25 protein-coding genes are annotated in these 25,651 nt (G+C 68.5%); 15 read left to right on the top strand and 10 right to left on the bottom strand.

Annotation, left to right across the window (positions count from 1 at the left end; all coding sequences use genetic code 11):
• The first annotated feature begins 71 nt into the window (after positions 1-71).
• From AB0I77_RS27055 to AB0I77_RS27040, 4 genes are all read left to right on the top strand, one after another.
• Entirely contained in the window at positions 72-986 is a 915-nt protein-coding gene (locus AB0I77_RS27055; RefSeq protein WP_363285381.1) for a helix-turn-helix transcriptional regulator, read from the top strand.
• Positions 898-1,080 (top strand): DUF397 domain-containing protein, encoded by a 183-nt coding sequence (locus AB0I77_RS27050; protein ID WP_363285287.1) that lies wholly within the window; start codon positions 898-900, stop codon positions 1,078-1,080. The genes AB0I77_RS27055 and AB0I77_RS27050 overlap by 89 nt, the downstream gene beginning before the upstream one ends.
• A gap of 272 nt (positions 1,081-1,352) precedes the next feature.
• Complete coding sequence (locus AB0I77_RS27045; RefSeq protein WP_363285286.1) at positions 1,353-2,189, top strand: hypothetical protein; 837 nt, start codon at positions 1,353-1,355, stop codon at positions 2,187-2,189.
• Positions 2,144-2,356: a hypothetical protein gene (locus AB0I77_RS27040; protein ID WP_363285285.1), complete on the top strand. Its 213-nt coding sequence runs from the start codon at positions 2,144-2,146 to the stop codon at positions 2,354-2,356. The genes AB0I77_RS27045 and AB0I77_RS27040 overlap by 46 nt, the downstream gene beginning before the upstream one ends.
• A 35-nt stretch (positions 2,357-2,391) precedes the next feature.
• Here AB0I77_RS27040 and AB0I77_RS27035 read toward each other — a convergent pair whose 3' ends face one another.
• On the bottom strand, positions 2,392-2,802 hold the full coding sequence (locus AB0I77_RS27035; RefSeq protein ID WP_363285284.1) for a PIN domain-containing protein: 411 nt from the start codon (positions 2,800-2,802) through the stop codon (positions 2,392-2,394).
• Positions 2,799-3,074, bottom strand: coding sequence for a hypothetical protein (locus tag AB0I77_RS27030; protein ID WP_334476569.1), 276 nt, complete (start codon positions 3,072-3,074; stop codon positions 2,799-2,801). Before AB0I77_RS27030 ends, AB0I77_RS27035 begins: the two co-directional genes overlap by 4 nt.
• Before the next feature lie 411 nt (positions 3,075-3,485).
• Here AB0I77_RS27030 and AB0I77_RS27025 point away from each other — a divergent pair, with 411 nt between their 5' ends.
• Complete coding sequence (locus AB0I77_RS27025) at positions 3,486-4,142, top strand: DUF433 domain-containing protein (RefSeq protein ID WP_363285283.1); 657 nt, start codon at positions 3,486-3,488, stop codon at positions 4,140-4,142.
• Positions 4,143-4,278: 136 nt separating this feature from the next.
• On the opposite strand, the gene AB0I77_RS27020 is transcribed toward AB0I77_RS27025, so the two are convergent.
• Genes AB0I77_RS27020 through AB0I77_RS27010 form a run of 3 tightly spaced genes read right to left on the bottom strand, consistent with a single transcriptional unit; the run spans position 4,279 to position 5,910 of the window.
• Positions 4,279-5,127, bottom strand: coding sequence for a helix-turn-helix transcriptional regulator (locus tag AB0I77_RS27020; protein ID WP_363285282.1), 849 nt, complete (start codon positions 5,125-5,127; stop codon positions 4,279-4,281).
• 23 nt (positions 5,128-5,150) lie between these two features.
• On the bottom strand, positions 5,151-5,678 hold the full coding sequence (locus tag AB0I77_RS27015) for a DUF6879 family protein (RefSeq protein WP_363285281.1): 528 nt from the start codon (positions 5,676-5,678) through the stop codon (positions 5,151-5,153).
• Positions 5,650-5,910: a hypothetical protein gene (locus AB0I77_RS27010; RefSeq protein WP_363285280.1), complete on the bottom strand. Its 261-nt coding sequence runs from the start codon at positions 5,908-5,910 to the stop codon at positions 5,650-5,652. Before AB0I77_RS27010 ends, AB0I77_RS27015 begins: the two co-directional genes overlap by 29 nt.
• 188 nt (positions 5,911-6,098) lie before the next feature.
• On the opposite strand from AB0I77_RS27010, the gene AB0I77_RS27005 reads away from it, so the two are divergent.
• From AB0I77_RS27005 to AB0I77_RS26980, 6 genes are all read left to right on the top strand, one after another.
• Positions 6,099-6,317: a hypothetical protein gene (locus tag AB0I77_RS27005; RefSeq protein WP_363285279.1), complete on the top strand. Its 219-nt coding sequence runs from the start codon at positions 6,099-6,101 to the stop codon at positions 6,315-6,317.
• Entirely contained in the window at positions 6,317-6,568 is a 252-nt protein-coding gene (locus AB0I77_RS27000) for a hypothetical protein (RefSeq protein ID WP_363285278.1), read from the top strand. The genes AB0I77_RS27005 and AB0I77_RS27000 overlap by 1 nt, the downstream gene beginning before the upstream one ends.
• Positions 6,565-6,789 carry a hypothetical protein gene (locus tag AB0I77_RS26995; RefSeq protein WP_363285277.1) on the top strand — a complete coding sequence of 75 codons (225 nt, stop codon included), beginning with the start codon at positions 6,565-6,567 and terminating at the stop codon, positions 6,787-6,789. Before AB0I77_RS27000 ends, AB0I77_RS26995 begins: the two co-directional genes overlap by 4 nt.
• Before the next feature lie 350 nt (positions 6,790-7,139).
• Positions 7,140-7,415, top strand: coding sequence for a CopG family transcriptional regulator (locus AB0I77_RS26990; protein ID WP_363285276.1), 276 nt, complete (start codon positions 7,140-7,142; stop codon positions 7,413-7,415).
• Positions 7,412-7,834, top strand: a complete 423-nt coding sequence (locus AB0I77_RS26985; protein ID WP_363285275.1) for a hypothetical protein — start codon at positions 7,412-7,414, stop codon at positions 7,832-7,834. Before AB0I77_RS26990 ends, AB0I77_RS26985 begins: the two co-directional genes overlap by 4 nt.
• 271 nt (positions 7,835-8,105) lie before the next feature.
• The gene (locus AB0I77_RS26980) at positions 8,106-8,246 is read left to right on the top strand and encodes a hypothetical protein (protein ID WP_363285274.1); all 141 of its coding nucleotides are present in this window, start codon (positions 8,106-8,108) and stop codon (positions 8,244-8,246) included.
• Positions 8,247-8,285: 39 nt separating this feature from the next.
• Here AB0I77_RS26980 and AB0I77_RS26975 read toward each other — a convergent pair whose 3' ends face one another.
• Together AB0I77_RS26975 and AB0I77_RS26970 are read right to left on the bottom strand one after the other, a co-directional pair.
• The gene (locus AB0I77_RS26975; protein WP_363285273.1) at positions 8,286-9,269 is read right to left on the bottom strand and encodes an NADPH:quinone reductase; all 984 of its coding nucleotides are present in this window, start codon (positions 9,267-9,269) and stop codon (positions 8,286-8,288) included.
• Positions 9,270-9,289: 20 nt separating this feature from the next.
• Entirely contained in the window at positions 9,290-9,868 is a 579-nt protein-coding gene (locus tag AB0I77_RS26970; RefSeq protein ID WP_363285272.1) for a PadR family transcriptional regulator, read from the bottom strand.
• A 124-nt stretch (positions 9,869-9,992) separates the two neighbouring features.
• On the opposite strand from AB0I77_RS26970, the gene AB0I77_RS26965 reads away from it, so the two are divergent.
• Positions 9,993-10,385, top strand: coding sequence for an ester cyclase (locus AB0I77_RS26965; RefSeq protein ID WP_363285271.1), 393 nt, complete (start codon positions 9,993-9,995; stop codon positions 10,383-10,385).
• A gap of 477 nt (positions 10,386-10,862) precedes the next feature.
• Here AB0I77_RS26965 and AB0I77_RS26960 read toward each other — a convergent pair whose 3' ends face one another.
• Complete coding sequence (locus tag AB0I77_RS26960; protein WP_363285270.1) at positions 10,863-11,591, bottom strand: SDR family oxidoreductase; 729 nt, start codon at positions 11,589-11,591, stop codon at positions 10,863-10,865.
• Positions 11,592-11,667: 76 nt separating this feature from the next.
• Between AB0I77_RS26960 and AB0I77_RS26955 the strand changes: the two genes are divergently transcribed.
• Positions 11,668-12,045 (top strand): MerR family transcriptional regulator, encoded by a 378-nt coding sequence (locus tag AB0I77_RS26955; protein WP_363285269.1) that lies wholly within the window; start codon positions 11,668-11,670, stop codon positions 12,043-12,045.
• A gap of 207 nt (positions 12,046-12,252) precedes the next feature.
• Here the strand turns inward: AB0I77_RS26955 and AB0I77_RS26950 are convergent, their stop codons facing one another.
• Together AB0I77_RS26950 and AB0I77_RS26945 are read right to left on the bottom strand one after the other, a co-directional pair.
• Positions 12,253-12,738, bottom strand: coding sequence for a DUF4265 domain-containing protein (locus tag AB0I77_RS26950; protein WP_363285268.1), 486 nt, complete (start codon positions 12,736-12,738; stop codon positions 12,253-12,255).
• A gap of 157 nt (positions 12,739-12,895) precedes the next feature.
• Positions 12,896-19,912 (bottom strand): polymorphic toxin-type HINT domain-containing protein, encoded by a 7,017-nt coding sequence (locus AB0I77_RS26945; protein ID WP_363285267.1) that lies wholly within the window; start codon positions 19,910-19,912, stop codon positions 12,896-12,898.
• A gap of 557 nt (positions 19,913-20,469) precedes the next feature.
• On the opposite strand from AB0I77_RS26945, the gene AB0I77_RS26940 reads away from it, so the two are divergent.
• Both AB0I77_RS26940 and AB0I77_RS26935 read left to right on the top strand, forming a co-directional pair.
• Positions 20,470-24,498: a WD40 repeat domain-containing protein gene (locus tag AB0I77_RS26940; protein ID WP_363285266.1), complete on the top strand. Its 4,029-nt coding sequence runs from the start codon at positions 20,470-20,472 to the stop codon at positions 24,496-24,498.
• Between the two features lie 169 nt (positions 24,499-24,667).
• Complete coding sequence (locus tag AB0I77_RS26935) at positions 24,668-25,438, top strand: glycosyltransferase (RefSeq protein ID WP_363285265.1); 771 nt, start codon at positions 24,668-24,670, stop codon at positions 25,436-25,438.
• Positions 25,439-25,651: the final 213 nt, after the last annotated feature.

Below are 25,651 nucleotides of genomic sequence, written 5' to 3'. Positions count from 1 at the left end.
AGAGCCTTACCTTTTGGTTCGTAAGGAACGGAAGTGACGCCTTGGCCAACGGAATTGACCCCAGTACGTCGATGGCGGCGCTGTTCGGTTCGCGGGTACGAAGACTCCGTACGGCTGCCGGACTGACCCAGGCGGAACTCGGCACGAAGACGCACGTCGTGAGCACCCGGATCACCCAGGTCGAGCGGGCCTCCGGGGCGAAGCCGACGCTGGAACTGGCGCGGGCGCTCGACGCCGTCCTCGGTGCGGATGATCTGCTGGTCGAGCTGTGGCCGTACGTGTACCGGGAGACCTTCCCGGACTGGTCGCGGAAGTTCATGGAGTACTCGGAGCGGGCGGTGTCCATCCGGCAGTACGTGGCGCATGTGGTGCCCGGTCTGTTGCAGACCAAGGACTACGCGAGAGCCGTTCTGAGCGTCGGCCTGACACTCACCGGTGACGAGCAGTTGGAAGAACGCCTCACCGCCCGCATGACACGGCAGGAACGGCTCAGTTCGCCCGACCGGCCGGAGCTGTGGGTAGTGCTCGACGAGGCGGTCCTCAGGCGTCCGATCGGTGGGCGCGAGGTGATGCGTGCGCAGTTGGAGCGGCTGCTCGAAGCGGCGGCGGAGCGCCACATCATCGTGCAGGTGCTGCCGTTCGACCAGGGCGCGCACGACGCGATGGGCGGTTCGCTGACGGTCCTGACGCTGCCCGACGGCTCCGAGGTCGCCTACACGGAGGGCGCGCACTTCGGCCAACTCATCGAGGATCCGGGCCAGGTCAGGCGCTTCGCGGTGACTTACGATCGGCTACGGGCGGAGGCCCTGCCCCCGCTCATGTCGCTCGACATGATCCGATCCGTGATGGAGGGCTATAACCGTGGAGCGAATGTCCCGTCCCGATCTGAGCGTCGCCGTGTGGCGCAAGAGCAGCTACAGCAATCAGGAGGGGGGCGATTGCGTGGAGGTGGCGGGCGGGTTCCCCGGCGCCGTCCCCGTCCGTGACAGCAAGGTCCCGAACGGGCCCGCTCTGACCTTCGAAGCCGGCTCCTGGGCGGCCTTCATAGGCGAGTTGAGGGCTGGTCAGCACCGCATCTGAGCCGACCAAGCACCGGTCACGACCCGTCTTCTGGGCCCGCCGGATCCTTGTCCGCGAGGGTCCGGCGGGCCGCCGGCCTCCTAAAGAACCGGGGGAAAGAACTCCCCACCCACCCACCCTCCCGGCCCGCGTCACCCGTCCGAGTGACCGGCTTGCGAGGGCGGGATACGGACGGTTACGTTCGCCGCGACAACCGAAAACAGATACGGCCCCCGGCCGGGACGGCAATCCCGATCGAGGGCCTGACCAACCAGGAAGACAGGACCTTCCCGATGGCTGACCCGCAGTCTAACGCGCGCCTGCGCGCCGACGCCGGAGCTCCGACTACCGGCGTGATCCACGTTCGCACCCGGCTCACCGCCGACTTCACCGTGATCTCCAACGCCCTCGCACAGCGGCGCGGCAGCGCGGTCACGATCGGCGTGGCCGTCTACATCCTGTCCCTGCCCGACGGCTCCCCCGTGAGCATCGCCGCCCTGTGCGAGCACTTCAGCGAGGGCGAGATCCTGATCTCTCGGGCGCTCAGGGAGCTTGAAGCGGCTGGGTACCTGGAGCGGCGCCGCGAGCGACTGTCCTCCGGGCAGATCCGTACCCGGACCTGCTTCTACGACGTACCGGGCGGTGCCCCTGACCCGGGCGGGCCGCCGAAGCCGCCTCGGCCACGAAAGCGACCCGACACCGTTGAGGAAGCCGCGCCCGCGCAGGCCGAGGCAGAGAAGCCGATCCCGCTGGCCGACGCCGACCCGCAAGCCATCGCCGTACTCACCGCCCTGCGCCGGATCGATCCCCGTCTGATCCTCTCCGGACGAGACGCCGCACGACTGGCACCGGCCGTCACCGAGTGGCTCGCAGCGGGCGTCGGCGCACACCAGATCACCGAGCTGCTCACCGCAAGGCTCCCCAACGACCTCGCTCGTCCGGCAGGCATCCTCGCCTTCCGCCTACGCGAGACACCCCTGCCCGCCCCGCCCCCGCCGGCACACCCTATGGACCGCCCGACTGTCCTGCCCTTCCAGACTTGTGACGGCTGCGACCGGGCCTTCCGCGCGCCGGAACCCGGACAGTGCCGGGACTGCCGGTCCGGGCAGCGACTGCGTCAGGCCTGCTGATCAAGCGGGACAGGGACCGGCTCCGGGAACTGGTCGGCTGGCTGGAGGAGGAGTACGGAGCAGTCTCCGAGAGCGAGCGCGCTGCGACTCTGGGCGAGCTGGAGGACCTCGATGCCGAGCACGCGCGGCGCGATCCCGACGACGGCCGTGCCGGGGAGGCCGAGTGAAGAAGCAAAGCGGTGTGCACGAGCCACCTCAGAGACTACGGCAGGAGTGTCAGCGCGGGGACGTGGGTGGGCTTGACGACGCTGAAGTGCCGCCGGTCGAGGGTGGCTACCCGGTCCACGCCGAAGCGCTCGGCCACCGCGATGACCGAGGCGTCGACCCCGCCGAGCGGGAAATCGGCGTACTGGAGGACCAGCTCACCCATGCGCGTCAGGTCGGCGGGAGTGAGGTGCACCAGCTCGAATGTTCCCCGTGCGACCTCGGCGAGGAACGCTGCTTCGACCTGGGGCCAGCGCTCCAGCAGCCAGCAAACCTCGGTCATGACCGGGCTGGGCAGCAGACGGCGGCCGGTCAGCGAGGTCAGCAGGGAGGCGCACTCCGGGTGACGCCGGTCGGCCGCGTTGAACGCCGCAGCCAGAGGGCCGGTGTCCAGGACCGTGGCGATCACGCCGAGTCGCCGAAGCGCTCGCGCATCCGCTCGCGGATGTAGTCGTCGTGCCGTTCAGCCAGATCCTCTGGGCCATTCACGCTGCCGATCAGGGCCAGCAGCCCGGCCGGAACCGACTCCTCGGCTTCGTTCGCGTCGACTGCTGGCAGCGACTGGGCAACCTGTGACAGTTCTTCATCCTGGGTCACGAGCAGACGCAGGCGTCGCACCTGGGTCGGGGTGAGCCGGTCCACCAGGTGGTGCATGTCCTCGTAGTCGTATGCAGCGGTCACGCCAGCAGTGTAGGACGGCCCCGCGGCCTCGGACAGCTGGATCCGCAGAGGTCACCCCCGCTGGCCTGCGGGCAGTCGCCCGAGGATTGCCAGGGGCAGCGCGGAGGCCGGGTGGGGAGGGGTCCGCTGAGGGGGGTATCGCTCCCCGCTGGAGGCGGTGCCGGCCACCGCCCTCGGTGAGCCTGCGCGACGCAGCGGACCCGGTGGAACGTCCAGCTGTCCTGCCCTTCCAGACCTGCGACGGCTGCGACCGGGCCTTCCGCGCGCCGGAACCCGGACGCTGCCGGGACTGCCGGGCCGGGAACCGTCTTCGTGCGGCCGGCTGAGCCGATGGCTGGGTGTGCGGTAGCCCCGCAGGTGGGAGGCTTGACGTGGGACGATGCGAGGCCCGGCATCAAGAGGAGGCGGGGCATGGTCGACAGGTTCAAGGACGGCCTTCTTACGCCCAGGGAAACGGCCTCCTACCTTGAGATTCCGCAGTCCACCCTCACGTCATGGCTGAAGGGCAAGGCTGCCGGAGCGCCTCTGGTGCACCAGGTGGAACCGGTACGGAAGCGTCAGCCTTCGGTGCCTTTCATCGCGGTGGCCGAGGCCCACGCCCTCCGGTCTCTGCGTTCCCTGGGACTCCGCATGAGCGAGATCAGGGAGGCGGCTGCCGCCGTACGGGACGCCTTCGACACCCCCTACGGCCTCGTGTCGAAGCGGATCGCCACGGACGGTGAGGACATCTTCGTCGAACATGGTTTGGGCGATCTCCGCAGAGCCCGCGACGGCCAGGCCCCCATCCAAGAAGTGGCCTCCGACTATCTCCGCTACCTGACTTGGGAGCCGGACGACGACTTCCCCTCCAGCCTGCGGCTGAGGCAGTACCCGGACTCGGTCCCTGTCGTGATCGATCCCAGGTTCTGTCATGGTCTTCCCGTGCTGGCCGCCAATCGTGTCTCGGTCAAGGCGATCACCGACCTGTGGGAGGCCGGGGAGGCCATCGAGGACATCGCGTACGACTTCGACATGACGCCCGAGCAGGTGGATGCGCTGTGCCAAGCAGTGGTGCGCCTTGCCGCCTGAGTTCTTCCTTTACTGGACCGGAATCTCGGTCGTCGTGTCGCCGAGGGGCTGAGAGTCTGCGGGTGGCCAAGTCCAAGCAGCTCGCAGATTTCCAACGCTTCCTCGAAGGTCTCCTCGGGGCCCGCGTACGAGCCTCCTACAGCGCCTCGATGGCCCTGACGATCAGCGCGCGTGCTTCGGCGCCGTAGACGGCCAGACCCCGCAGCTGCTCGAACGCCTTCAGATAGAGGACTATGTCGCTGGGCTGGGTGACCGTGACGCGGGCCGACAGCAGCTCGACCGAAACGAGGGCGTCGTCGTACGCGTGGAAGGTCTCCATGGGCCAGACGGCGCGTGCCGGTGTCGCCTTCGGGATCACGCCCAAGGACACGGCGGGAAGGGCTCCGGCGGTCAGGAGATAGCCGAGCTGGGCGGCCATCGCCTCGGCGTCGGCGACCTGGTGGTACAGGGCGGACTCCTCGACGACCATGACGAACCGCCGCCCCGGCTCGTGTATGACACGGGAGCGCTCAAGGCGGGCCGTGACCGCCTCGGTGACGTCGTTGGGGATCTCGCGGAAGTCCGTGATGGCCGTCATCAGCCCCGTCGCGTACCCCTCGGTCTGCAACAGGCCGGGCACCAAAGTGCCGGAGTAGATGCGGAAGACGTTGGTGGCCTGGAACAGCGGAACATAACTGTTCTGGAGCTGCTTGAGCCCGGTTTGCAGCTTGCGCCGCCATTCCATGTACATCGCTTCGGCATTGTGCGACTGGGCGATGATGTCCGCCGCCTGGTCGGCCGCGCCGCACGCCTCGCTCCACCGACGGATGTCCTCGGGCGACGGAGGCGTCTTCGCGTTCTCGATCCGGGAGGTCTTCGGGTGTGTCCACCCGCAGCGCACGGCCAGCTCACTTCCCGTGATCCCAGCCTCGGAGCGAAGCTCGCGCAGTCGTTGAGCAACAGATTCACGCGCGGCCTGAGCAGCGGACGACGGAGAGATGGGCATGAGCTGGCTGGTCTGCCTTTGCGCTAGCGGATCTTGTAGTTCTCGTGCGGAATGGCCCGCGCCCAGGCCGCCTCGAAGGCGTCGGCGCACAGTTTCGCCGCCGCCGGGTCCTCGCTGATCTCGCCGCCCGCCGAGGCGCCGTCCCCGGTGAAGTGGTTCCACCGGATGAGGCGGCCATCGATCAGCCACCCATCGTTGCCGGGGAGGGCGATGTCCGAGGCCTGACGGCGCGGGAGCCAACGCACCTGCTCCCCAGCACTGATGTTCTTGAACGTGCCGTCGTACAGGAAGCGGGTGTACTCGCTCGGAGGTTCGCTGATGATCCGGACTCGCCGTACGACGACACGACGGGCGACCGTCTCGGCGATCAGGGAGTGCCAGGGGCGCCACCAGGACTCGCGGTCCTCGGGGTTGAGGCGCACGCCGGCCCGCCAGTCGGCGAAGGGCCCCGTCTCGTAGTCCACCGCGTACGAGTCCCTCATCTCCCAGTGGACAGCCGACCGTTGGGCGGAGCCGAGGAGTTCATCCCACGTGGGGACGCTCGATGGCATCGCATGCCTCCCTGACGATCTGCACCATCCTGGCCGGGATCCGGATCACTGCCTCATGCTCCGGGATGCCCTTCGCGTGATCGGGAACCTCGAAGGCCGCGCACTCGGCTTCGAGTTCAGGACCGGCCTTCCACCCCTGGAAGACGAGTTCCTGCCGTTCCTGGTCGGCCCACACGGTGGGACTCTCGCCTTCTCCGGTGTTCGGATCGATCCCGATGAACTGTAATGACACAGGTTAACTCCTACCGCGTGCACCAATGTTCGCAACTTTTGCCCGACACGGGCGACGCGTCAAGACCGCAAATCCCCAGTGGCTAGGGCTAATAGGTGAGCGCGAACATTCGTGAACATCGCTTGAGACGGCAGGCTCCGTGTCCCTAGCGTGCTGAACACGGAGCACAGCGAAGCCGGGGAGACACGATGGCAGCCACGCGCCACAGGCAGCAGACGACGATGACGGGACCGGTGAACCTGTCGCTTCCGCTCGCGACTCCCGAACCGGCGCCGAAGTGCGATGTCTGCGCCGCGCTGGTCCGGCAGAGACAGGAAGCGCGCGACAGAGGCGACCTGTCGGCCGCAACGGACGCCGATGTCGAAATCCGCAACCACCCTCACAAGAGCAAGGGGCGGCGGCACTGATGATCCCCATGGCGCAGTACAAGAGCGCACGCGCTGAGGCAGAGCACACGGCAGCGTTGGTACGGGCAGCCCTCATGCGTGCCGGAATCCCCGAGGAGCACACCCGAAGAGTGCGAGCCCTGGTCACCGGCAAGGGCCACGCGTACGTGGAGATCGGGGCGCTCCCGCTCGACTCGGCGGTGAAGCTGCTGAACACCCTCCCCCTGGCTCTGGATGACGGCCGCGCACAGCCCGCTGAGGCGCCCTCATGACCCGCGCCGTCCTCCGCTACGTCCGGCATCGGATCATCCGGCACCCGGATATCGAGCCGGAGCACCAGGCGAAGTGCAGCGCCTGCGGTTGGGCTTCAGAGCTGTCCACCACCGACGCCGAGGCTGTCGACCTGGCCTGCATGCAGCACACCGGGAGGAGCGGCCACACGCAGTTCAGCCGGTCGGCTGCCTGGGTCGCCTTCGTGGTGCGCGAGGAGTGAACCCGAACCCGTTGCCCTGCCTCCGGTGGTGCGGCGGCGCCCTGGCCGGCACCGCTGCCGGGCGGTTCGTGCGCTGGGCGTGCGGCCGGTGCGGGTACGTCGTGTGGAGCTGACCTAGTGGGCTGAACACCAGATCACCGAGGTGCTCACCGCAAGGCTCCCCGGCGACTTCCTCGCCCGTCCGGCAGGCATCCTCGCCTTCCGCGCACCGGAACCCGGACGGTGCCGGGACTGCCGGTCCAGGGAGCGACTGCGTCGGGCGGCCTGCTGATCACCGAGCGGCAGACCGGGCAGGGGATCGTTCCCGCCAAGACGGTAAGAGAACAGGTACCAGGAGTATGGTTTTTTGTATGGCAACCAAGAAGGTGACGGTCACGATCCCCGAGGACCTGCTTGAGGAGATCCGTTCGGAGGTGGGCGAGCGAGGTATGTCGGCCTATGTCACCGAAGCGCTTCGTCTCAAGCGGGACCGGGGTCGGCTCCGGGAACTGGTCGGCTGGCTGGAGGAGGAGCACGGTCCAGTCTCCGACAGCGAGCGTGCCGCGGCTCTGGGAGAGCTGGAGGACCTCGATGCCGAGCACGCGCAGCGCAATGCCGACGACAGTCGCGCCGGGGAGGCCGCGTGAAGAAGCGAAGCGGTGTGCATCAGCCACCGCTCCGGGTCTTCGTCCTCGACTGCGAGGCCCTGTCGCTCGCTGTGCGCGGCGACCGGATGATGATCGCCCGGCTCAGTCTCGCCGCCGAGGGTGAGGCAGAGGTGATCACGTCTCCGCTGACGCTCGTCGAGGCGTACGACGGACGGACCACCGAACGACGCTGGGACTGGGTGCTTTCCCGGGTCGGTGTCGCGGATGTGGGGAAGGAGGAAGCGCGACAGGCGCGTCGGCTTCTTGCCGGGGCCGGGTTGCACGGCCACAAGTACGCGATCGATGCCGTGCTCGCCGTCATCGCGCGGCAGCAGAAGGGCAACGTCACCCTCTTCACGTCGGACGTCGACGACCTGGAGAGGCTCGTCCCGCGAAGGGTCGTCGTCAAGAAGGTGTGACGCCTCGCGGCGCCGGACCTTCGGCATGTCCGACAGCACCTACGGGTGCCGACGTATCCAGGCCCAGCTGGCGAGCCACCACGTCGGCAGGGTGTCGGCCGTCCGGCGGGGCTGTCGGTGATCCATAGGGCTCGGCAGCAGTTCGCGCGGTTTCTCCAGATGCAGATACCTCTTGCCCGGTCACAGCCCTGGACGCCCGCGCAACCCCCTCGGCCTCGCCGACACCCTGAGACACCACGGTCTGCCCGCCCGCGCTGCACGGAACACCGCCATGATGGACGCCCTGGTAGACCTGCCGCCCATGGTCATCGCCGACCTGCTCGGCATCCACCCCAAGACAGCCGAACGCTGGGCCACTCTCGCCGGCGGGTACTGGTTCGATTACTGGGCAGCGCGACGGGCCGACCCGTAGGGCTAGGCAGTTGAGCAGGGGCAGTGTTCCGAGTCCGCGCTATTGGGTGATGGTGAGCAGGATGCGGCCGTGGCCACCGCCGGCGTCGACGTGGTCGTGGGCCTTGGCGATGTCGTCCAGCGGGTGACGGTCTCCGACGGCGACGGTGAGGGCGCCGACGGCGGCTGCGGAGGTGAGGTCGCGGGCGGCCTGGCTCTTGGCCTCGGCGGGGAAGTCGTCGCTGCCGAGCAGCCGCAGGGTGACGTTGTTGAACAGCAGCGGCCAGAAGGGGATCTCAGTGCGGTCCGTGCGGGTGGCGTAGGCGGCGATGACGGCGTTGTTGGCGGCGACGGCGTTGTCGAGATCGGCGTTGTCGGACAGCGCGACCTCGATGATCCGGTCGACGCCCCGCGGCGCGTACGAGCGGATGGCCGCGGCGGGCTCGCCAGTGTCCAGGGCGATGGCGTGGGAGACGACGGCCGGGTCGACGTGGTCGAGGTCCGCGGTGCGGCGGACGGTCGCGATCACAGTCGCGCCGGCCCAGTGGGCGAGCTGGGCGGCCAGGGAGCCGACGCCGCCGAGAACTCCGTGGACCAGAACCAGTTGGCCGTCGACCGGGCCGTCGGCGAAGACGGTGCGGTGGGCGGTGATTCCGGGGATGCCGAGGCTCGCCCCCAGCTCGTCACTGAGGTGGTCGGGCAGAGGTACGGCTTGGTGGTCAGGTACGACTGTGTACTGGGCGGCCGTGCCGAAGGGGCGGTAGGACTGGGCGCCGTATACCCAGACCCGCTGTCCGACGCGGTGGACGTCGACTTGGGCGCCCACAGCGTCGATGACTCCGGCGGCGTCGCTGTGCGGGATCACCCGCGGGAAGGGCATGGACGAGCCGAGCCAGCCGCGCCGTTTCTTGGTGTCGCCGGGGTTGACGCCCGAGACGGTGACGCGGACGCGGACCTCGCCGGGGCCGGGGACGGGATCAGGGAGTTCACCGACGCGCAGGACATCGGCGGCGGTGCCCTGGTCGTCGTACCAGGAAGCAAGCATGGGGGTACCTCCGTGGACAGTCAGCTCGCGGGAGCGGCGGGCGCATGCGGATCGCTGTCGGTGCATGCGGTGTCGAATACGGGCGGCTTCTCCCCGAGGGTCTCGCGCAGCCAGGTCCGTTCAGCGCGGCTGGTGGCGCGGGCGGTGAGCAGCATGCCTCGCCGGTAGGGGTCGGCGATCTCCTCGGCACGCAGGGGCCGCTCGTTGTCGTAGAAGAAGCTCGCCGGTTCTTCCAGGAACTCCAGCCGTCTGCGCAGCACCGCGTGCTGTTCGGCCACGTCGGGCAGGTGGGAAAGGAATGCCAGGACGACGTAGAACCGGGTGAAGTCGGTGATCTCGTGGTCGGCGGGCTTGCGCAGCCGCTGAAGCATCTCGGCCCGTCCGGCCGCGGTGAGGCTGAGCACGTATCGGGCCGCCCCCGCGGCCGGGTCGGCGCGCCGCTCGATCAAGCCCGCCCTGGTCAGGCGGTTGATCGCCGGATACAGGCTGCCGTCACTGACCGGCCGCGTATAGCCGGTCAGCTGTGAGATGCGGCGGCGCAGCTCGTGTCCGGGCAGGGGTCCCTCGGCGAGGAAGCCGAGTATCGCGAGTTCCAGCATGAGTCCATCTTCGCACGCAGACATCGAATCGATGTGAACATCGATTCGATGTTAGGCTCGCAATTACCCGTCCAAACGTCTCTGGAGAGGCAGCCAGATGCCGTCGCAGTCCACCGAGTCAGTGATGAACCGTTTCGTCGAGTTCATCAACACGGGCAACGAGGATCTCGCCCGCGAGGTCATTTCTCCGGACGCGGTGTTCCACGCGCCCAGTCACCCGGAACCACTGCGGGGGCCCGAGGGGTACATGGAAGTCATCGGGATGATGCGCGGCGCCTTCCCGGACGTCCAGTGGACGCTGGAGGAGACGGTCACCGAAGGCGACACCGTGGTCGCGCGGTTCACCATGCGGGGAACCCACGACGGTGAATTCTTCGGGATCCCGGCGAGCGGCAACAAGATCTCGGTGCAGGCCATGAACTTCTACTACCTGGCCGACGGCCGGATCGTCGGCGAACGGGGCCAGCCCGATCTCCTCGGGGTGATGCAGCAGATCGGTGCCCTACCGGCGCCGTGAACCTCGTAGCGCCGGGTGAGCCTTCTGCCGCGCGGGATGGCCGCTGCCGGGAGGGGCCCGTACGGCGCGGTGGCAGAGGGCGAAGGCCCGCACCGGAGCGCGGGCGGCCGGCGCGGGTTCACCGCAAGAGGCTGGTCTTCTTCTTGCTCCGGCGTCTTCGCGCAGACAGCGCCCGTTCGGCGAGAGCTTTACACCTTGTTACCGCTGACGTGACCGAGCCGGGTACGGAACTGCTCGCTCTACGGCGAATACTGCAACCCTCGAATACCGACAGTCCACCAGTGGCCACGCAGAGACGACGGCCGACGCGACGGGCGCAAAAGCTTCTCCTCATAGACGGCTGCCTCGCCGAGACCGGCCTGACCATCGGAGCCGCCTGATCAGCGACACGACACCACGAGTTCAACCTCAAGTAGAGGAGTTCGAGAGGCCGATGGAGAAGCAGCCGACCGAAGTCCGTGCGGCCCGAGGGGTCCCTCAGGCCGCCATCAGCGCCGCCAGGGCGCGGTTCATTGCGGCGTTGAACTCTTCCGGCGTCAGCGGCAGACGGGACTTGACGTCCCGACTCCACTGGTCGGCGAGAACCTCGGCGGAACCCGCCTCAACACCGTCGAGCGCCGCGTCGGCCAGGTCCGACGGAGCCATCTTGTCCACGGGCCAGCCCGCCGCCATGTCGGTGTCGGCCAGGCCGAGGTGTACCGCTGTCACGAGCGTGCCCTGCTCGGCGAGCTCCAGGCGGACGCCGTTGGTCATGGCCCAGGCGGCGGCCTTGGTCAGGTGGTAGGCATTGGCGCCCTTGCCCCCGAACCACGACATGGCGGAGAGGACGTTGACGATCGCGCCCCCGCCGTTCCTGGCGAGCGCCGGCGCGAACTCCCGGATCACTCCCAGGTGGCCGAACATGTTGGTCTCCAGCTCGTGCCGCACCGCGTCCAGCGAACCGGTCACCAGGTCGGTCCCCGTACTGATTCCCGCGTTGTTGATGAGGAGCGAGACGTCCGGGGCGGCCTCGGCGGCGGCCCTCACGGATGCGGGATCGGCGATGTCGAGGGGCAGCACCTCGACCCCGGGCAGGTCCACGGTCTCCGGTCGGCGGGCCGTCGCGTAGACCGTGCGGGCGCCCCGTTCGAGCAGGCGCTGGGCGAAGGCGCGGCCCAGGCCGCGGTTGGCTCCGGTGACAAGGGCGACGGAGTTGTTGATATCCATGGCCGGTACGCTAAAACCTGACGCTAGCGTCAGAGGCAAGTGCTGCTCGTCAGGGCCAGGGGTGAGAGGAATCACCATGACTGTCACAGTGGCCGCAGCCGAGCGGTTGATCCGCATCGGCGAGGTGGCACGAGGTGCCGGCGTCTCAGTGCGCGCCGTGCGCTACTACGAGCAGCAAGGGCTGCTCATCGCGGAGCGCAGCCCGTCCGGCCAGCGCCTGTACCGGCAGGACGCCATCCCCCTGGTCCGCTTCTTCCAGCAGATGTTCGCCGCCGGCCTCACCAGCCGAAGGATCACCGAACTCCTGCCGTGCTGGGACGCCGGGCACACCGACGCCGGGCAACGAGCCATGCTGCGAGCCGAGCGCGAACGCATCCAGGCCAAGATCGACGACCTTCAGGCCGCCCTGGACCACCTCGACAAGGTCATCGCGATCACGGACACGCACCCGTAGGCGCGGTCGGCCAGACGTCTCATCAGCGATCTAACCTCGCTGTCTTGGTTGGGGCGATGAGGAGTCGTTGAGGGGGAACTGTTGTCGGGCGGCCGACAGCCAGCCGTCAGCCCCTGCGACACCACGAGTTCAACCTCAGTAGACACCCCAAAGGCCCCACGGAATCATTTCTGGTGGGGCCTCAAATTCGCTCTCTGGGCCACGAATTTACGCTTTCGTCGGAGAAAATGGTGTGACATCAGCCCATTCCCAATAGGCCCGAGACGCCGCCTCTTCTCGCTCGAAGATGCCGATCAGCTCGGTGACATCTGTATCAGTCGGTACATCGATTGCAACGTGCCTGTCACCACTCCATTCACTCATCAGGCCACCCCTCGAGACCTCAACGTCGATCTGACTCGCCACGTCTGACGCATTAGGGGTAGGCATCAAGAGAGTCCTCAAGACCCGCCGCCCAGACTTGCGAACGAGCCGCACCACTGTGGTCCCATCCGGAGAAAGTGAAACAACATCCCCGAGCGCCAGGCCATAGGTTCGGAAGGGGATACAGCACAACTCAAGAAGATCACCTTCGAGTCGCTGGAGCCAGAGCTGCTCCATCTCGCCATCCAGGCCAAACGGCGCAAGGTCAGCCCGCGCAACATAGTTGCTGTCGCCCCGTCGAACTGGGCTCTCGTGGACGATGAACTTCATGCGGCACTCCAGGTCAGGGCTGGACGGGGGGTGACTACAGTCGCATGCAGTCTAGGTGATCTGGCGGAGTCACGACGATGACCGCGGCAAACGTGATGGCCTGCGATAGCTGGAAGAAATACCGGTTATCGCAGGCCATCTCTGCCCTTTGCGGCTCTTATGGTGGCGTCATCCTCGAAGGCCACCAGGGCGGCGGCCAGGCACCAGTGTAATTTGGTGGCGGATTCAACGGAGCCAGCCTGTCGCGTTTCGAGCTATTGCAGAATGTGCAAGCGGGCGTCGTATTTGCATCAGTGAGGTCTCCGCCACCGATCCGGGGTTCAACATGATCGATTGACGTTGCCGGATTGGTTCGACAATACGAGCAGAGCGGGGTGATCGATCCTGGCTCTGCATTCTTCCCGACGTCATAATCCTTTAGCTGACTCGCCGGAATTTTCTTCCCGGCACCGAAGCCACCACTCGAACCCGCCGGGATGTCGTAAATCGGCTCACCACCCGGTCCACAGTCAATCGGCGAATTGACGTTGTGCACCAAGACCGGCGTAGCCCCCGCCACCACATAGTACGTATGCGTCCCGGCGATAGTGAGGTTGTGGACCGTGGTCTTCTGGGTCCACGACTTGATGGCCTTGGCCTGGACCCACGTGCCGCTGCTGGTCTTGAGCCAGTCGCCGGGCTTGAGGTCGCCCGCGTCCATCCAGCGCCCGACATCAGGGCTCCAGAACGGGTGTTCGTCGGTGGCCGTGAGGGTGTCGGTGTGCTTGCCGTCGCGGCCGTCCGTGTCGACCGTGAGCTTGACGAGGTGCTTCTCGCCCTTGCCGGTGATGGTGTCGGTGACCGTACGGGCGCGGGAGTCGTAGGACTCGACGTCCGTCGCGGCTACCTTGTCGCCGGTCTTCACGTCCTCGATCGGCTTCGTGCTGCCGTCGGCCATCAGGACCTTCGTACCGGGCACGAAGCTGTTCGGGACCCGGCAGGTCGCGCCACTGTTCGGGGGTGCCTCCGGGGCCTTCTGGGCCGTGGAAGGGGCGGGGGCCGTGTCGCCGCCCCTTCCACCGCCGGTGTTGCCGCCGGAGTTGCCGCCCCCCTTGTTGCCGCCGCCCGAAGTGCCGCCGCTGTCGCCCCCTCCCTTGTTGCCGCCGCCCGTAGAGCCGCCGCTGTCGCCGCCTCCCTTGTTGCCGCCAGACCCGTTGCCGCCGTCGCCGCCCTTGCGGCCCGCATCGCCCGCGTCCGCCGCCTTGTCCGTCTTCTTCGCGGTGTTGGCCGCGTCCACCGCCTTGCTGCCGTACTTGGCGCCCTTGGCCGCGCTGGCCGCGTAACCCGCGAAGGGGACGGCGGAGGCGCAGGAGAGGGCCGCGTCGACGGCCTTGCCCTCGGCGCCGTACCAGGCGCAGTTGCCCAGGTCGGCGGCCTCACCGATCACCGGGATCAGGCCCGCGACGTCCAGGGTCGCGTGGCCGACGTCCGACCATGACAGCCCGAACAGGTGGCCGTCGATCTCGACGAAGCTGATCGGGTTGCCGCCCGCGAAGGCGTAGCGGTTGCCGGTGTACGGGTCGGTGGTGAGGCTCAGGTCGGCGAGTGCGCCGCCGTACATGTCGCGGGTCAGGAAGCGGTTGAGGCCCGGGTCGTAGTTGCGGAAGCCCATGTCGTACGAGCCCGAAGAGGTGTCGTAGCGCATGGAGTTGTAGCGGTAGGCGTTGTACGGGTCCTCCTTTTCCTCGCCGTCCTCGTCCGGCTTGTCGATGCCGCTGAACTGTTCCTCGTCGTTCTTGCCGTAGGCGGTGTAGCCGTACGTCGTCTTCGGGTCGCCGTTCGGCTTGGTCAGTCCCTCCACGTCGCCGTGCGGGTGGTAGAGGTACTGCGCGGTCTCCTCGGCCTCGCCGTCCTTGTCCTTGATCTGGGTCAGCTTCTGGCCCCACGGCGCGTACTGGAAGGAGGAGGTGGAGTCGGCGCCCTCGCCGGTGACCGTCTCGCGTACGGACTTCGAGGTGATCCCTAGGTACGTGAAGGCGGTGGTTTTGCTCTCGTTCCCGCTCGTCCTCTCCCTCGTCGTGCGGTCGAACGGATCGTAGGAGAAGGTTTTCGTCTTCTTCGCCGCCCCGGTGCCCGTGGTCGTGGACGCCGTGCGGTCGAAGCCGTCGTAGCGCTGTTTCTGGGTGACCTCTCCGCCGCTTGAGGTGGTGTCCAGGCGGCCGAGTGGGTCGTAGTTGTAGGACGTGGAGACGCCGCCCGCGCTGGAGGTCAGCAGGCGGTTGCGGTCGTACCTGTGGGTGGTTGTCAGGCCGTCGGCGGTCTGGCTGGTGACGTTGCCGGCCGCGTCGTGGACGAACGACTCGGTGGATGCGCTGTCTCCGGTCTTCTCGACCTTGGAGATGCGGTCCTGCGGGTCGTAGGAGTAGGCGTAGGTGTTGTCCTTGGTGCCGCCGCCGTCGGCGTTCCGTACCCGGACCTCGTCCTCGGTCTTGTGGCCGTTGCGGTTGTACTCGAGGTTGTGCGAGGAGACCAGTTCGCCGCCGGACTGCTCCTCCCGCTGCTGCCGGGTGGGGCCGTCGAGGTAGTAGGAGTACGTGGCGATGTTGCCGTTGGGCTTCTTCTGCCGCGCCAGTTCGCCGCGGGCGGTGTAGTCGACCTCGGTGACCTGCTTGTCGCCCGCGTCCGGCGAGTCCGCGTTGGTGATCTTCTGCACCCGGTCCAGGGCGTCGTACTCGAGCTTGCTCCAGGTCAGATCGTGCTCGGTGGTGAGGGTGTTGCCGTTCGCGTCGTAGGTCAGGCTGGTGGTGTTGCGGACCGAACCGCCGTCGTGTTCCTGGACCTTGGTCAGCTGGTTCAGGCCGTCGTAGGCCATCGTGTAGCGGTCGATGTCGGCGCCGGGGCTGCGGTCGGTGACCTCGGTCTGGTTGCCGTTGGCGTCGTAGCGGTAGCCGAAGTCCTTGGCTTCCCGGTCGGTCTCGCCGGAGTTGTCGCGCACCAGCCGCACCGCGTCGGCTGCGACCGTACCGTCGGCGTCATCGGTGAGGGTGAGTGCCTGCGCGCCGTTCTCCGTGAAGTCGTACGCGCCGAGGGACCGCCAAGCGCCGGGGTTCTCGGTCTGGTCGACCCGTTTCCTGGTCTCGCCGTCCTTGTGCTTGATCTCGTAGGAGGCGTTGGTGGCGGCGTCGTCGACCTTCGGGTAGCGGACGTACACCTCGTACTTTCCGCCCCTGGGGATGTTCAGCTGCCAGGCGAAGCGTGCGTCGCCGTTGCCCCGGGCGTGCGTGTGGGTGTCGGGGCCGTACGCGCCCGCGGGCTTGCCGGTGTCCCAGGTCCCCTGCCGCGACGTGTTGTTGATGTCGGAGTTGTCCACCAGTACCGCGTCCTTGCCGACGGGCACGCCGTCGTCCGAACGCGACTTCATGGCGCCGCTCGGGTAGTACGCGGTGTCCATGGTCCGGGAGACCGAACCGCCCGCGCTGGTGAGGGTGTTCTGGGTCTGCTGGCCCAGGTTGTTGTACTCGTAGGAGTTCCGGATGTCGTACGCGTCGGTGGAGCTCTTCGTCCAGCCGTTGTCGAAGTACGAGTACCGGGTGATGTTGCGGTCGTCCTGGCCCGAGGAGGGCGGGGCGCTCACCCTGGAGACGTTGCCGACCTCGTCGTAGCTGTAGAAGGTGCTGTCCGGTGAGTCGTACCGGGAGTTGTCCGGGTCGTAGGCGGTACGGGTCTCCTTGACCCGGTTCAGCTCGTCGTAGACGGTCTCGGCGGTGAAGTCGTCCGGGTCGCCGGGGGTGGCGACGCCGCGCGGGGTGATCTCCTTGGTCTGGTTGCCGGTCTCGTCGTACTCGTAGCGCGTGACGTTGGTGGTGTCCTTGGTGTGCGGGACCCTGGACTCGGCGAGCGCGCCGCGCGCGTCGAGCACCTGCTCGGTGCGGTTGCCGTCGGCGTCGGTGGCGACGGTGGCCAGGCCGTCCCAGTCGTAGGTGGTGCCGGTGGAGTTGCCCGCCACGTCGGTGCTCTTGGTGAGCTGGCCGTTCAGGTCGTACGTGTACTTGCTGGTGTAGTCGTCCGGGTCCGCGCTCTCGTTCTTGAGCGGATCGGTGGTCCTGATCTGGTTGCCCACCGAGTCGTACGCCATCGTCGTCCGGTTGCCGGCCGCGTCGGTGACGGCGACGGGCTGGTTGTTCTCGTCGTAGCTCGTCCGCGTGGTGAAGTCGTCCGGGTCCTCGGTGAGGTTGCCCGCCGGGTCGGTCTTGGTGAGCTGGTTGCCGACCTTGTCGTAGGTGTACGTGGTCTTGCGCTCGTCGGAGTCGGCGTCGTCCTTGGGGGCTACCTCTGAGGTGAGCTGGTCGGCGGCGTCGTACGTGCTGGTGGTCGAGGCCCTGTTGGGGGCCGTGAACCGTACGGTGTTGTCGTTGGCGTCGTACTCGGGCGCCGGAGTGGTGATGTACTCGCCGGCGTCCTGGTCCTTGGGGGCCCGGTTCTCCAGCGGCCGGCCGAAGACGTCGTAGGTCTGGGTCGTCTCCGCTCCGTTGGCCTCCTCCAAGGCCGTGACGTTGCCGCGCTCGTCGTACGTCGTCACCGTGCGGTTGCCCAGCGCGTCCGTCTCGGTCCCGGGGTAGCCCACCGGGGAGTAGTCGCCGTACGTGGTGGCGTGGCCGCCCGGGTCGGTGGCGCGGGTGAGCTGGCCGAGGTCGTCGTAGGCGTACGTCGTGGTGTAGTCGCCGTCCTCGTCGGACTCGACGCCCTTGGGGTCGGTGACCGAGGTGAGGTTGCCGCGGTCGTCGTATCCGAAGCGCCACTTGCGGCCCTCGGGGCTGATGCGTTCGCTCAGGTCGGCGATGTAGCCGTCCTCGCCCTTGGCATAGGCGAGCTTGGCCGCGGGCCGGTCGTGTTCGACGGCCTCGGCGTCCCGGATCTCCAGGGGATAGCCGGTTTTCTGGTCGTACTTCCAGGTGCTGACGGCCCCGTTGGGTTCTTCGAGACGGGTGACGTTGTTCTCCGGGTCCCAACCGAGTTTGGTGGTCCGCTGTTTGGCGTCCGTGATCTCGGTCGGACGGCCGTAGCCGTCGAGCAGTTGCTGGGTGGAGTTGCCCTCGGCGTCCCGGACCACGCTGCGGATGGACGAGCCCTTGAGGCCGTCCGGGTCGTCGTAGGTGAACCTGGTCGGATGGCCGCGCCGGTCGGTGATTTCCTTCAGGTCGCCCTTGTAGCGGAGCTGCCCCTCGTCGTGCGGGGAGACGTAGTCGAGCTTGGTGGTGTTCCCGCGCGGGTCGGTGACCGAGTCCAGCTTGCTGATCGGCAGCCCCCAGGCGTGCCCGTAACCGAAGCGGAAGACCTTGGGCTGCTCGGAGCCGGCGCCGTCCTCCAGCCTGCCAAGCTGGCCCTTCTTGGTGTAGGTCAGCTCCATCGTCCGCCCGGAGACGTCGGTGACGCTCTTGACCTTGCCGATGATGAGCGGGTTGAGCAGGAGCTTGCCGTCGCGGACCTCGCCGTCCTTGTCGATCCAGCGGTAGTCCTCGAGCGTGTCCCAGTAGTCGACGGTGAGAGTACGGCGGCCCGCCGCGTCGATGATGCTCTTGAGCCGCTTGCCGAGCAGGCCCTCCTCGTAGGTGAACTCCATCCGGTTGCCGTTCTTGTCCACCATGGCCGTCGGATAGCCCTGGCAGTCGAAGAGGAACCGGGTGCGGTCCGGGCGCAGCAGCTCCCACGCCTCACGTTCGCGCGAGAGCAGCGGCAGGCACGGCTTGTGCAGTTGCTTGAGCCGCATGTTGACGCCCGCGGGGGCTCGCCAGGTGTGGCTCTTCTTGTCCTTGCTGTCCTTGCTGTCCTTGCGGAAGACGTGCGTGGTGCCGTCCCCGTCGGTCATGTGGACCTTCAGCGGCAGCAGGCCCAACGGGGAGAAGTGCAGCGGCGTGCCCAGCCGCAGGGGCGAGCCGAGCTGGAGCGACCAGCCGCGGCCGGCCGGGCTGCTGGAGAAGTCCTGCGAGTTGTAGGCGAGGCGGGCGGAGGTGGAGAAGCCGCGCGAGGGGTTGTTGAAGGCGTTGTACGACCACACCGCGTTGCCGGAGTGGAGGTTGCCCATCAGCGTGGAGTTGGCGCCGGTGTTCCGGCCCGCGTAGGAGTGGAACTGCTCCAGGCCGAGCTCGTTGGATGTGGGCTTCTCGACCACCACGTCGTGCTGGGACGGCGGGACGTCGTCGGTCTCGGAGAGCCACTGCTTGGTGAGCTTGTCGCGCAGGTCCCACTGGAGCTCGTACTCGACGCGCGAGGCCAGGAGGTTGGCCAGCTTGGGGACCTGGAGCGTGGCCTTGAAGGTGGTGCTCTCGCCGGGGGCGAGGTCCTTGGGGAGCTTGGTGGCCTTCTGGTTGAAGAGGTTGGAGACGTCGTGGCCTTCGAGGTGCCAGCGGTAGGAGAGCATCCGCCGGTCGGCCTGCCACACCTCGTCGGTGGTGTTGGTGAGGGTGGCCTCGACGGTGTAGCGGTGGCCGGGGATGGCGCGAGTGGGGGTGTAGGGGAGGGAGTAGGTCGCCCCCTTGTCGGCGGCGGGGGTGAGCTGGGTGCTGTCCTCGGAGTCGCCGCCGTCCTGGCCGGCAAGGCTCTTCAGCAGGCTGCCGACGACCGGGAGTTCGAAGGACCGATCCGGGCTGGTCAGCAGTCTGCCGTCCTTCGTGCGGGCGGCGATCAGGTAGTGGTACGTGCGCCCCTCGCCGGAACGTGCCGGCGGTGCGGAACGGTCGGAGAAGCGGTGGGTGTCCGGGGAGAGCGGGGCGACCAGGGTGGCGGCGGAGGGCTTGAAGCCCTTCTCCGTGCCGCGGTGCACCTGGTATTCGACAAGGTCGTCGCCGGTGTACGGGGTCCAGGACAGGTCCGCGCCAGTGGCCCGCAGGAGGCGGGAGGCGCCCAGCCGTAAGCCGTCGGCGATCCCGCCGACCTTCCAGGCGCCCGCACCGGCCGGCCCCTTCGAGCCCAGTGAGCGGTCGAGCGAGATGTCCCCTCCGGCCTCGACGTCGTTCGCCCAATCGTCGCGGTCCTTCTCGCTGTTCGGCCTCCAGCCGTCGCGCGGATCGCTGTCGGCGGCCGCCACCGCCTTCGGTTGCTGGTCTTTCTGGTCCTGGGGCGCGGGAGCCGCACCGATCAGGGTGACGACCAGAACCGTGGCCAACGTGCTGACCAATGACGTGCGGAGCCTTGCCATCCCCCGGGCCCTTCTTGCTCTGGAGACACAACGGACACACGTGTATAGTTGCGCCTTACAGGCATGTCAAGGGCATGACAATTTCTTCACCGAGGCGGTTCATCTCGACCAGAGCGCGGGCACGCTTCGGCAGCCGGACGACGCCGGGTGCTCGTTCGGCACCGGTCCCTCCCCTCGTGGGGACCGGTGCCGAACCATGTGGGCGGCTCCGCAAGTTCCGCAGATCGCGTAGATCGCGTAGATCGCGCAGACCGGCAGGTCTCGTAGGCCTCGTAAATCTCGTACCGTCTCGTAGGTCTCGTCGGTCTCGTAGGTTCCGCAGCCGTGAAAATTGGCCGAGAACACGCGGCGTCGAGTCGTGTCTCCGAGCGCTGAGCTGGTGGCCTGATCCGGGCGATACCCGATCGTTGCGCTGGTGGGACGTGATCCTGCCAGTTGTGGCTCACCGCGAGGAGGTTCCGGTGCCACCGGACGGCCTAATCCGCAGGTCAGCCATATAAAGTGAGTTTTCCGGTCCGGATGTTCCAACCGGATGTTCCAACGCGGCGAAGTAAGGGGTGGAGACCTTGAGTTCCGACTCAGGGGCACGCACGGCCTTCGCGGAGCGTCTCGCCCTGTTGTACAAGGAGGCCGGCAACCCTCCCCTCAAGAGTGTGGCCGAAGCGGTCGTCCGCCTTCAGCGGGTCGACGAACGAGGGCGGCCGGTGCGGGTGTCCGCCCAGCGGATCAGCGACTGGCGGCGGGCCAAGAACGTGCCCGCCCAGTTCGCCGCCCTCGCCGCGGTGCTGCACATCCTGATCCCGCCGGCTCGGCGCTCGCGGCCCGCGCCGGTGTCCACGGGGCTGTACGACATGGGGCACTGGCAGCGGTTGTGGGAGCGGGCCGTGGCCGATCCGGTCGGCGGCGACCGTTCCGAGAGCTCCGCGGACGGGGCGGAGGCGCAACCGGGCGAAGCGCCGACCGTCCCCGGCGTGTGCCCCTACCGGGGCCTGGCTTCGTACCGTCAGGAGGACGCCCGCTGGTTCTTCGGGCGGGAGCGGAGCACGGACGCCCTCGTCGCTCAGCTGTGCGCGGCGCAGCCGACAGGGGGTCTGGTCATGCTCGTGGGCGCCTCGGGGGCCGGAAAGTCCTCCCTGCTGCACGCCGGTCTGGTGCCCGCGTTGCGCAACGGGACGGCGAGGGAGGTGGTGCAGCTCGTGCCGGGCGCCGATCCGCTCGCCGAGCTGACCGGTCGTATACCCGAACTCAAGTCCGTCGTGCCGACCGGGAACGTAAAGGACGTAGGCGACGTAGAGGACGTAGAGGACGTAGCCGAACCCGGTACCCCCGCCTTCGCCCACGCCGTACGCAACGCCCTCTCCGCGTGGGCGCGGCGCGACACCCCCTCCCCCTCCGCCGCCCCTCCGGTCGTCATCGTGGATCAGTTCGAGGAGGCGTTCACCCTCTGTACCGACGAGGAGAGCAGGCGCACCTTCGTCCAGCTGCTGCATGCCGCCTGCACGCCCGCCGGCCCGGACGATCCGGCCCCCGTCCTCGTCGTGCTCGGCATCCGGGCCGACTTCTACGAGCAGTGCCTCGGGTACCCCGAACTGGCCGACGCCTTGCAGCACCGCCACATGGTGCTCGGGCCGCTGACCACCGCCGAGCTGCGCGACGCGGTGACCGGGCCGGCCAAGGCCGTCGGGCTGGAGCTCGAACCGGGGCTGGCGGAGCTGATCGTCCGGGAGGTGAGCGCCGACGGCCCCCGGGGAGCACATGACGCGGGGGTGCTGCCGCTCCTCTCGCACGCCCTGCTCGCCACCTGGCTGCGGCGCAAGGGGGGACGGCTGACGCTGGCCGGTTACCGTGCGGCGGGCGGGATCCAGGGAGCGGTGGCGGCCACCGCCGAGCGGGCCTGGACCAGCCTCGACCCGGCGGCGCGTACGGCCGCGCGGTTGCTCCTGCTGCGGCTGGTGCGGCTGGGCGAGGACACCCAGGCCACCCGGAGACGGGGGACGCGGCGGCAGTTGGCGGAGGAGTCGACGGATCCGGACAAGACGGAGGAGTCGCTCGAAGCGCTGGTGCGCGCCCGGTTGGTGACGCTCGACGCGGAAACCGTGGAGATCACCCATGAGGCGCTGCTGCACGCCTGGCCGCGGCTGCGCGAGTGGATCGACGAGGACCGCAGCGACCATCTGCTGCGCCAGCGGCTGGAGGAGGACGGCCGGGCCTGGGAGGGCTCGAACCGCGACACCTCCCTGCTCTACCGGGGTTCCCGGCTGGAGCAGGCCCACAACTGGGCGAAGACCGCCGGTGACACCTTTCTGACCCGCAGCGCGGTGGACTTCCTGGCCGCTTCGGTACGGCTGCGCAGACGGACCGTGTGGATCAGCCGGAGTGCGGTGTCGGCGCTGGTCGTCCTGGCGATGCTGGCCGTCGGTGCGGCGGTGGTCGCCTGGCAGCAGCGCAACGACGCGGTGTTCGAGCAGGTGGTCGCCGAGGCCGACCGCGTCCAGTACACGGACCCCTCACTGTCCGCCCAGCTCGACCTCGTGGCCCACCGGCTGCGTCCGGACGACGAGGGGACGAACAACCGGCTGGCCTCGATCGTGAACGCGCCGCTGGCCACACCGCTGCTCGGCCACACCGGCGCCGTCTACCTCACCTCGTTCAGCCCGGACGGGCGGACCCTGGCCACCGCCAGCTACGACCGGACCGTACGGCTGTGGGACGTGAGCGACCCGTCTCGCCCCAAGGCGTTGGGCAAGCCGCTCACCGGGCACAAGAGCTGGGTGAGCAGCGCGGTCTTCAGCCCGGACGGCCACACCCTCGCCAGCGCCTCGGACGACGGCACGATCCGGCTGTGGGACGTACGCGATCTGGGCCGTCCGCGCCCGCTCGGGGTGCCGTTGACCGGCCACGCCGGCACGATCTACCTGCTCGCCTTCAGCCCGGACGGCCGGACGCTGGTCTCCGCCGGCGAGGACGGCACCGTCCGCCTGTGGGACATGAGCGACCCGCGCCGGGCGGCCAAGCTCGCTGTTCTGACCGGCCACAGCGCCGCCGTACGCTCCGTGGCGTTCAGCCCCGACGGACGGACGCTGGCGGCCGGCGGCGACGACAACACCATCCGGCTGTGGGACATGGCCGATCGGCGCCGGCCGACCCAGCTCGACACGGTGCTGAAGGGCCATACGGGCACGGTGCACTCCGTGGCCTTCAGCCCCGACGGCCGCACCCTCGCCAGCGGCAGCTCGGACGACACCATCCGCCTGTGGGACGTGTCCGACCTCCGGCATGCCGGACAGATCGGCACGCCGCTCACCGGCCACACCGGTCCCGTGTGGTCGGTGGCCTTCAGTCCCGACGGCAGGATGCTCGCCGCGGCCAGCGCGGACAGCACGGCGAGCCTGTGGAACGTCAGTGATCCGGCCTACCCCTCGCAGGTGGGCGAGCCGCTCGCGGGCAGCAGCGGCGAGATGTACGCCCTGGGCTTCAGCCCCGACGGCCGGACCCTGGCCACCGGGAGCGGCGACAGCAAGGTCCGGCTGTGGTCGATACCGACGTCGGACATGATCGGCCGCAGCGGGGCGTTCCGCCCGGACGGGCAGGTGCTCGCCACGGCCGCGCGCGACGGACGGGTCCGGCTGTGGAACGTGCAGACTCCCGACCGGCCGGTGTCGCTGAGCGAACCGTTCATGCCCGCGGACGACGGCTTCCGTTCGATGGTCTTCTCCCCCGACGGCCGCACCCTCGCGGTGCTGACGTCGAACCGGTACGTGTATCTGTGGAACGTCGCCGACCCGGCCCGGCCGGTCTCCTACGGTCCGCCCGTCACCCTGCGGACCCGGTTCACGGGCCCGGACGCGCTGGCCTTCGCTCCGGACGGGCGCACGCTGGCGACCGGCTACGAGGACAGCACCATTCAGCTGTGGAACGTCAGCGACCCGACCCGCGTCGTTCCGCTCGGCGCGCAGCTCACCGGGCACAAGGGGTACGTCAATTCGCTCGCCTTCAGCCCGGACGGCCGTAGCCTCGCCAGCGGCAGCGCGGACGGCACCGTCCGGCTGTGGAACGTCACCGACCCCGCTCGTGTCACCCTGTTCGGCACACCGCTCAAGGGGCACCTCGGACCCGTCAACGTGCTCGCCTACAGCCCGGACGGCCATACGCTGGCCAGCGGCAGCGACGACGACACGGTCCGGCTCTGGAACGTCACCGACCCCGGCCGGGCGAGTCGGCTGGGCTCCCCGCTCACCGGCCACACCGAAGCGGTCGTGTCGCTGACGTTCAGTCAGGACGGCCGCACCCTGGCGAGCGGCGGCAACGACAACACGATCCGGCTGTGGAACATGGCCCGGCCTTCCGACGCCGAGCCCATCGGCCAGTCGATGAGCCCGAACGCCAAGACCGGCAACTTCCTGGCGTTCAGCCCCGAGAGCAACATGCTCGGGGTGTCGAGCGGCACGGACACCGTCCGGCTCTGGAATCTGGACGTCGACGAGGCCATCCGCCGTATCTGCTCGACCACTCGGGGCGTCCTGACGAGGGAAAAGTGGCACGAGTACCTGCCACGGCTCTCTTACGAAGCTCCGTGCGAGCAGTGAGAAAAACGTGATCCCGATCACAACTCCTCGGTGTGCGTGAGCAGTCGGGTCCCGCCGAGCAGGCAGTCTTGTTAGTCTTGGCCATAGCTCGACCGCTGGCGCATCCCCCGTCGCCAGCGGTCGAGCGTTTTTTTGGCTCGTCGGACTCGTCGGACTCGTCGGAAAGGTCGTGAACGCCGCCGTGAACCGGCGCATCGTCATCGTCACCGCGGTCCACGCCCCGTCGGCCGCCTTCCTGCCGGACGCCTACAAGTCGCTGCGCGAGCAGGAGTTGCCGGGCGGCTGGGAGTGGCACTGGGTGATCCAGGAGGACGGGTTCACCGACGGTGTCGCCCCGTACGTCCCCGACGACGCCCGGGTGACGTTCCGGCAGGGACGGCCCGGCGGCCCCGGCGTCGCCCGCACCGTCGCGCTCGCGCACGCCGACGGGGAGTACGTGAAGGTCCTGGACGCCGACGACCGGCTCACCCCGGACACCCTGGCCCGCGACCTGTCCGTCCTCGAAGCCGACCGCACCCTCGGATGGGCGACCTCACGCGTCCTCGACTACCTGCCGGACGGCTCGACGGCCGGCTTCCCCGGGGACCCCGAGGCAGGTCCCATCGGACGGGGAGCCTTACTCGACCACTGGAAGGCGAACGGCTTCCGTGCGCAGGTCCATCCGGCGACGCTGTGCGTACGGCGGGATCTGCTCCTCGCGCTCGGCGGGTGGATGGCGCTGCCCGCCTCCGAGGACACGGGCCTGCTGCTGGCGTTGAACGCGGTGAGCCGCGGCTGGTTCTCGGCGGAGGTGGGGCTCCTCTACCGCAAGTGGGAGGGGCAGGCGACGGGCCAGGCGTCCCACGTGGACCCGGCGGAACGCGAGGCGCGGATGGCGGTCGTGGAGGCGCGGGCGAGGGCGTTGGCGGGGTTGCGGTGGGGGCATCCGGCCGTCGGCTGAACGTCGGGGCCGTCGCAGGATGAAGGTCGGTTCGGCGCTGGCTGAACGTCGGGGCCGTCGCAGGATGAAGGTCGGTTCGGCGCTGGCTGAACCTCGGGATCGGCGCTGGCTGAACCTCGGGGCCGTCGCAGGATGAAGGTCGGTTCGGCGCTGGCTGAACGTCGGGGCCGTCGCAGGATGAAGGTCGGTTCGGCGCTGGCTGAACGTCGGGAT

Source organism: Streptomyces sp. NPDC050619 (assembly GCF_040654815.1).
In the GTDB taxonomy this organism is placed as follows: domain Bacteria; phylum Actinomycetota; class Actinomycetes; order Streptomycetales; family Streptomycetaceae; genus Streptomyces.
The sequence above is the reverse complement of the archived record's forward strand: the minus strand, read 5'-3'. Positions and strand labels throughout refer to the sequence as shown.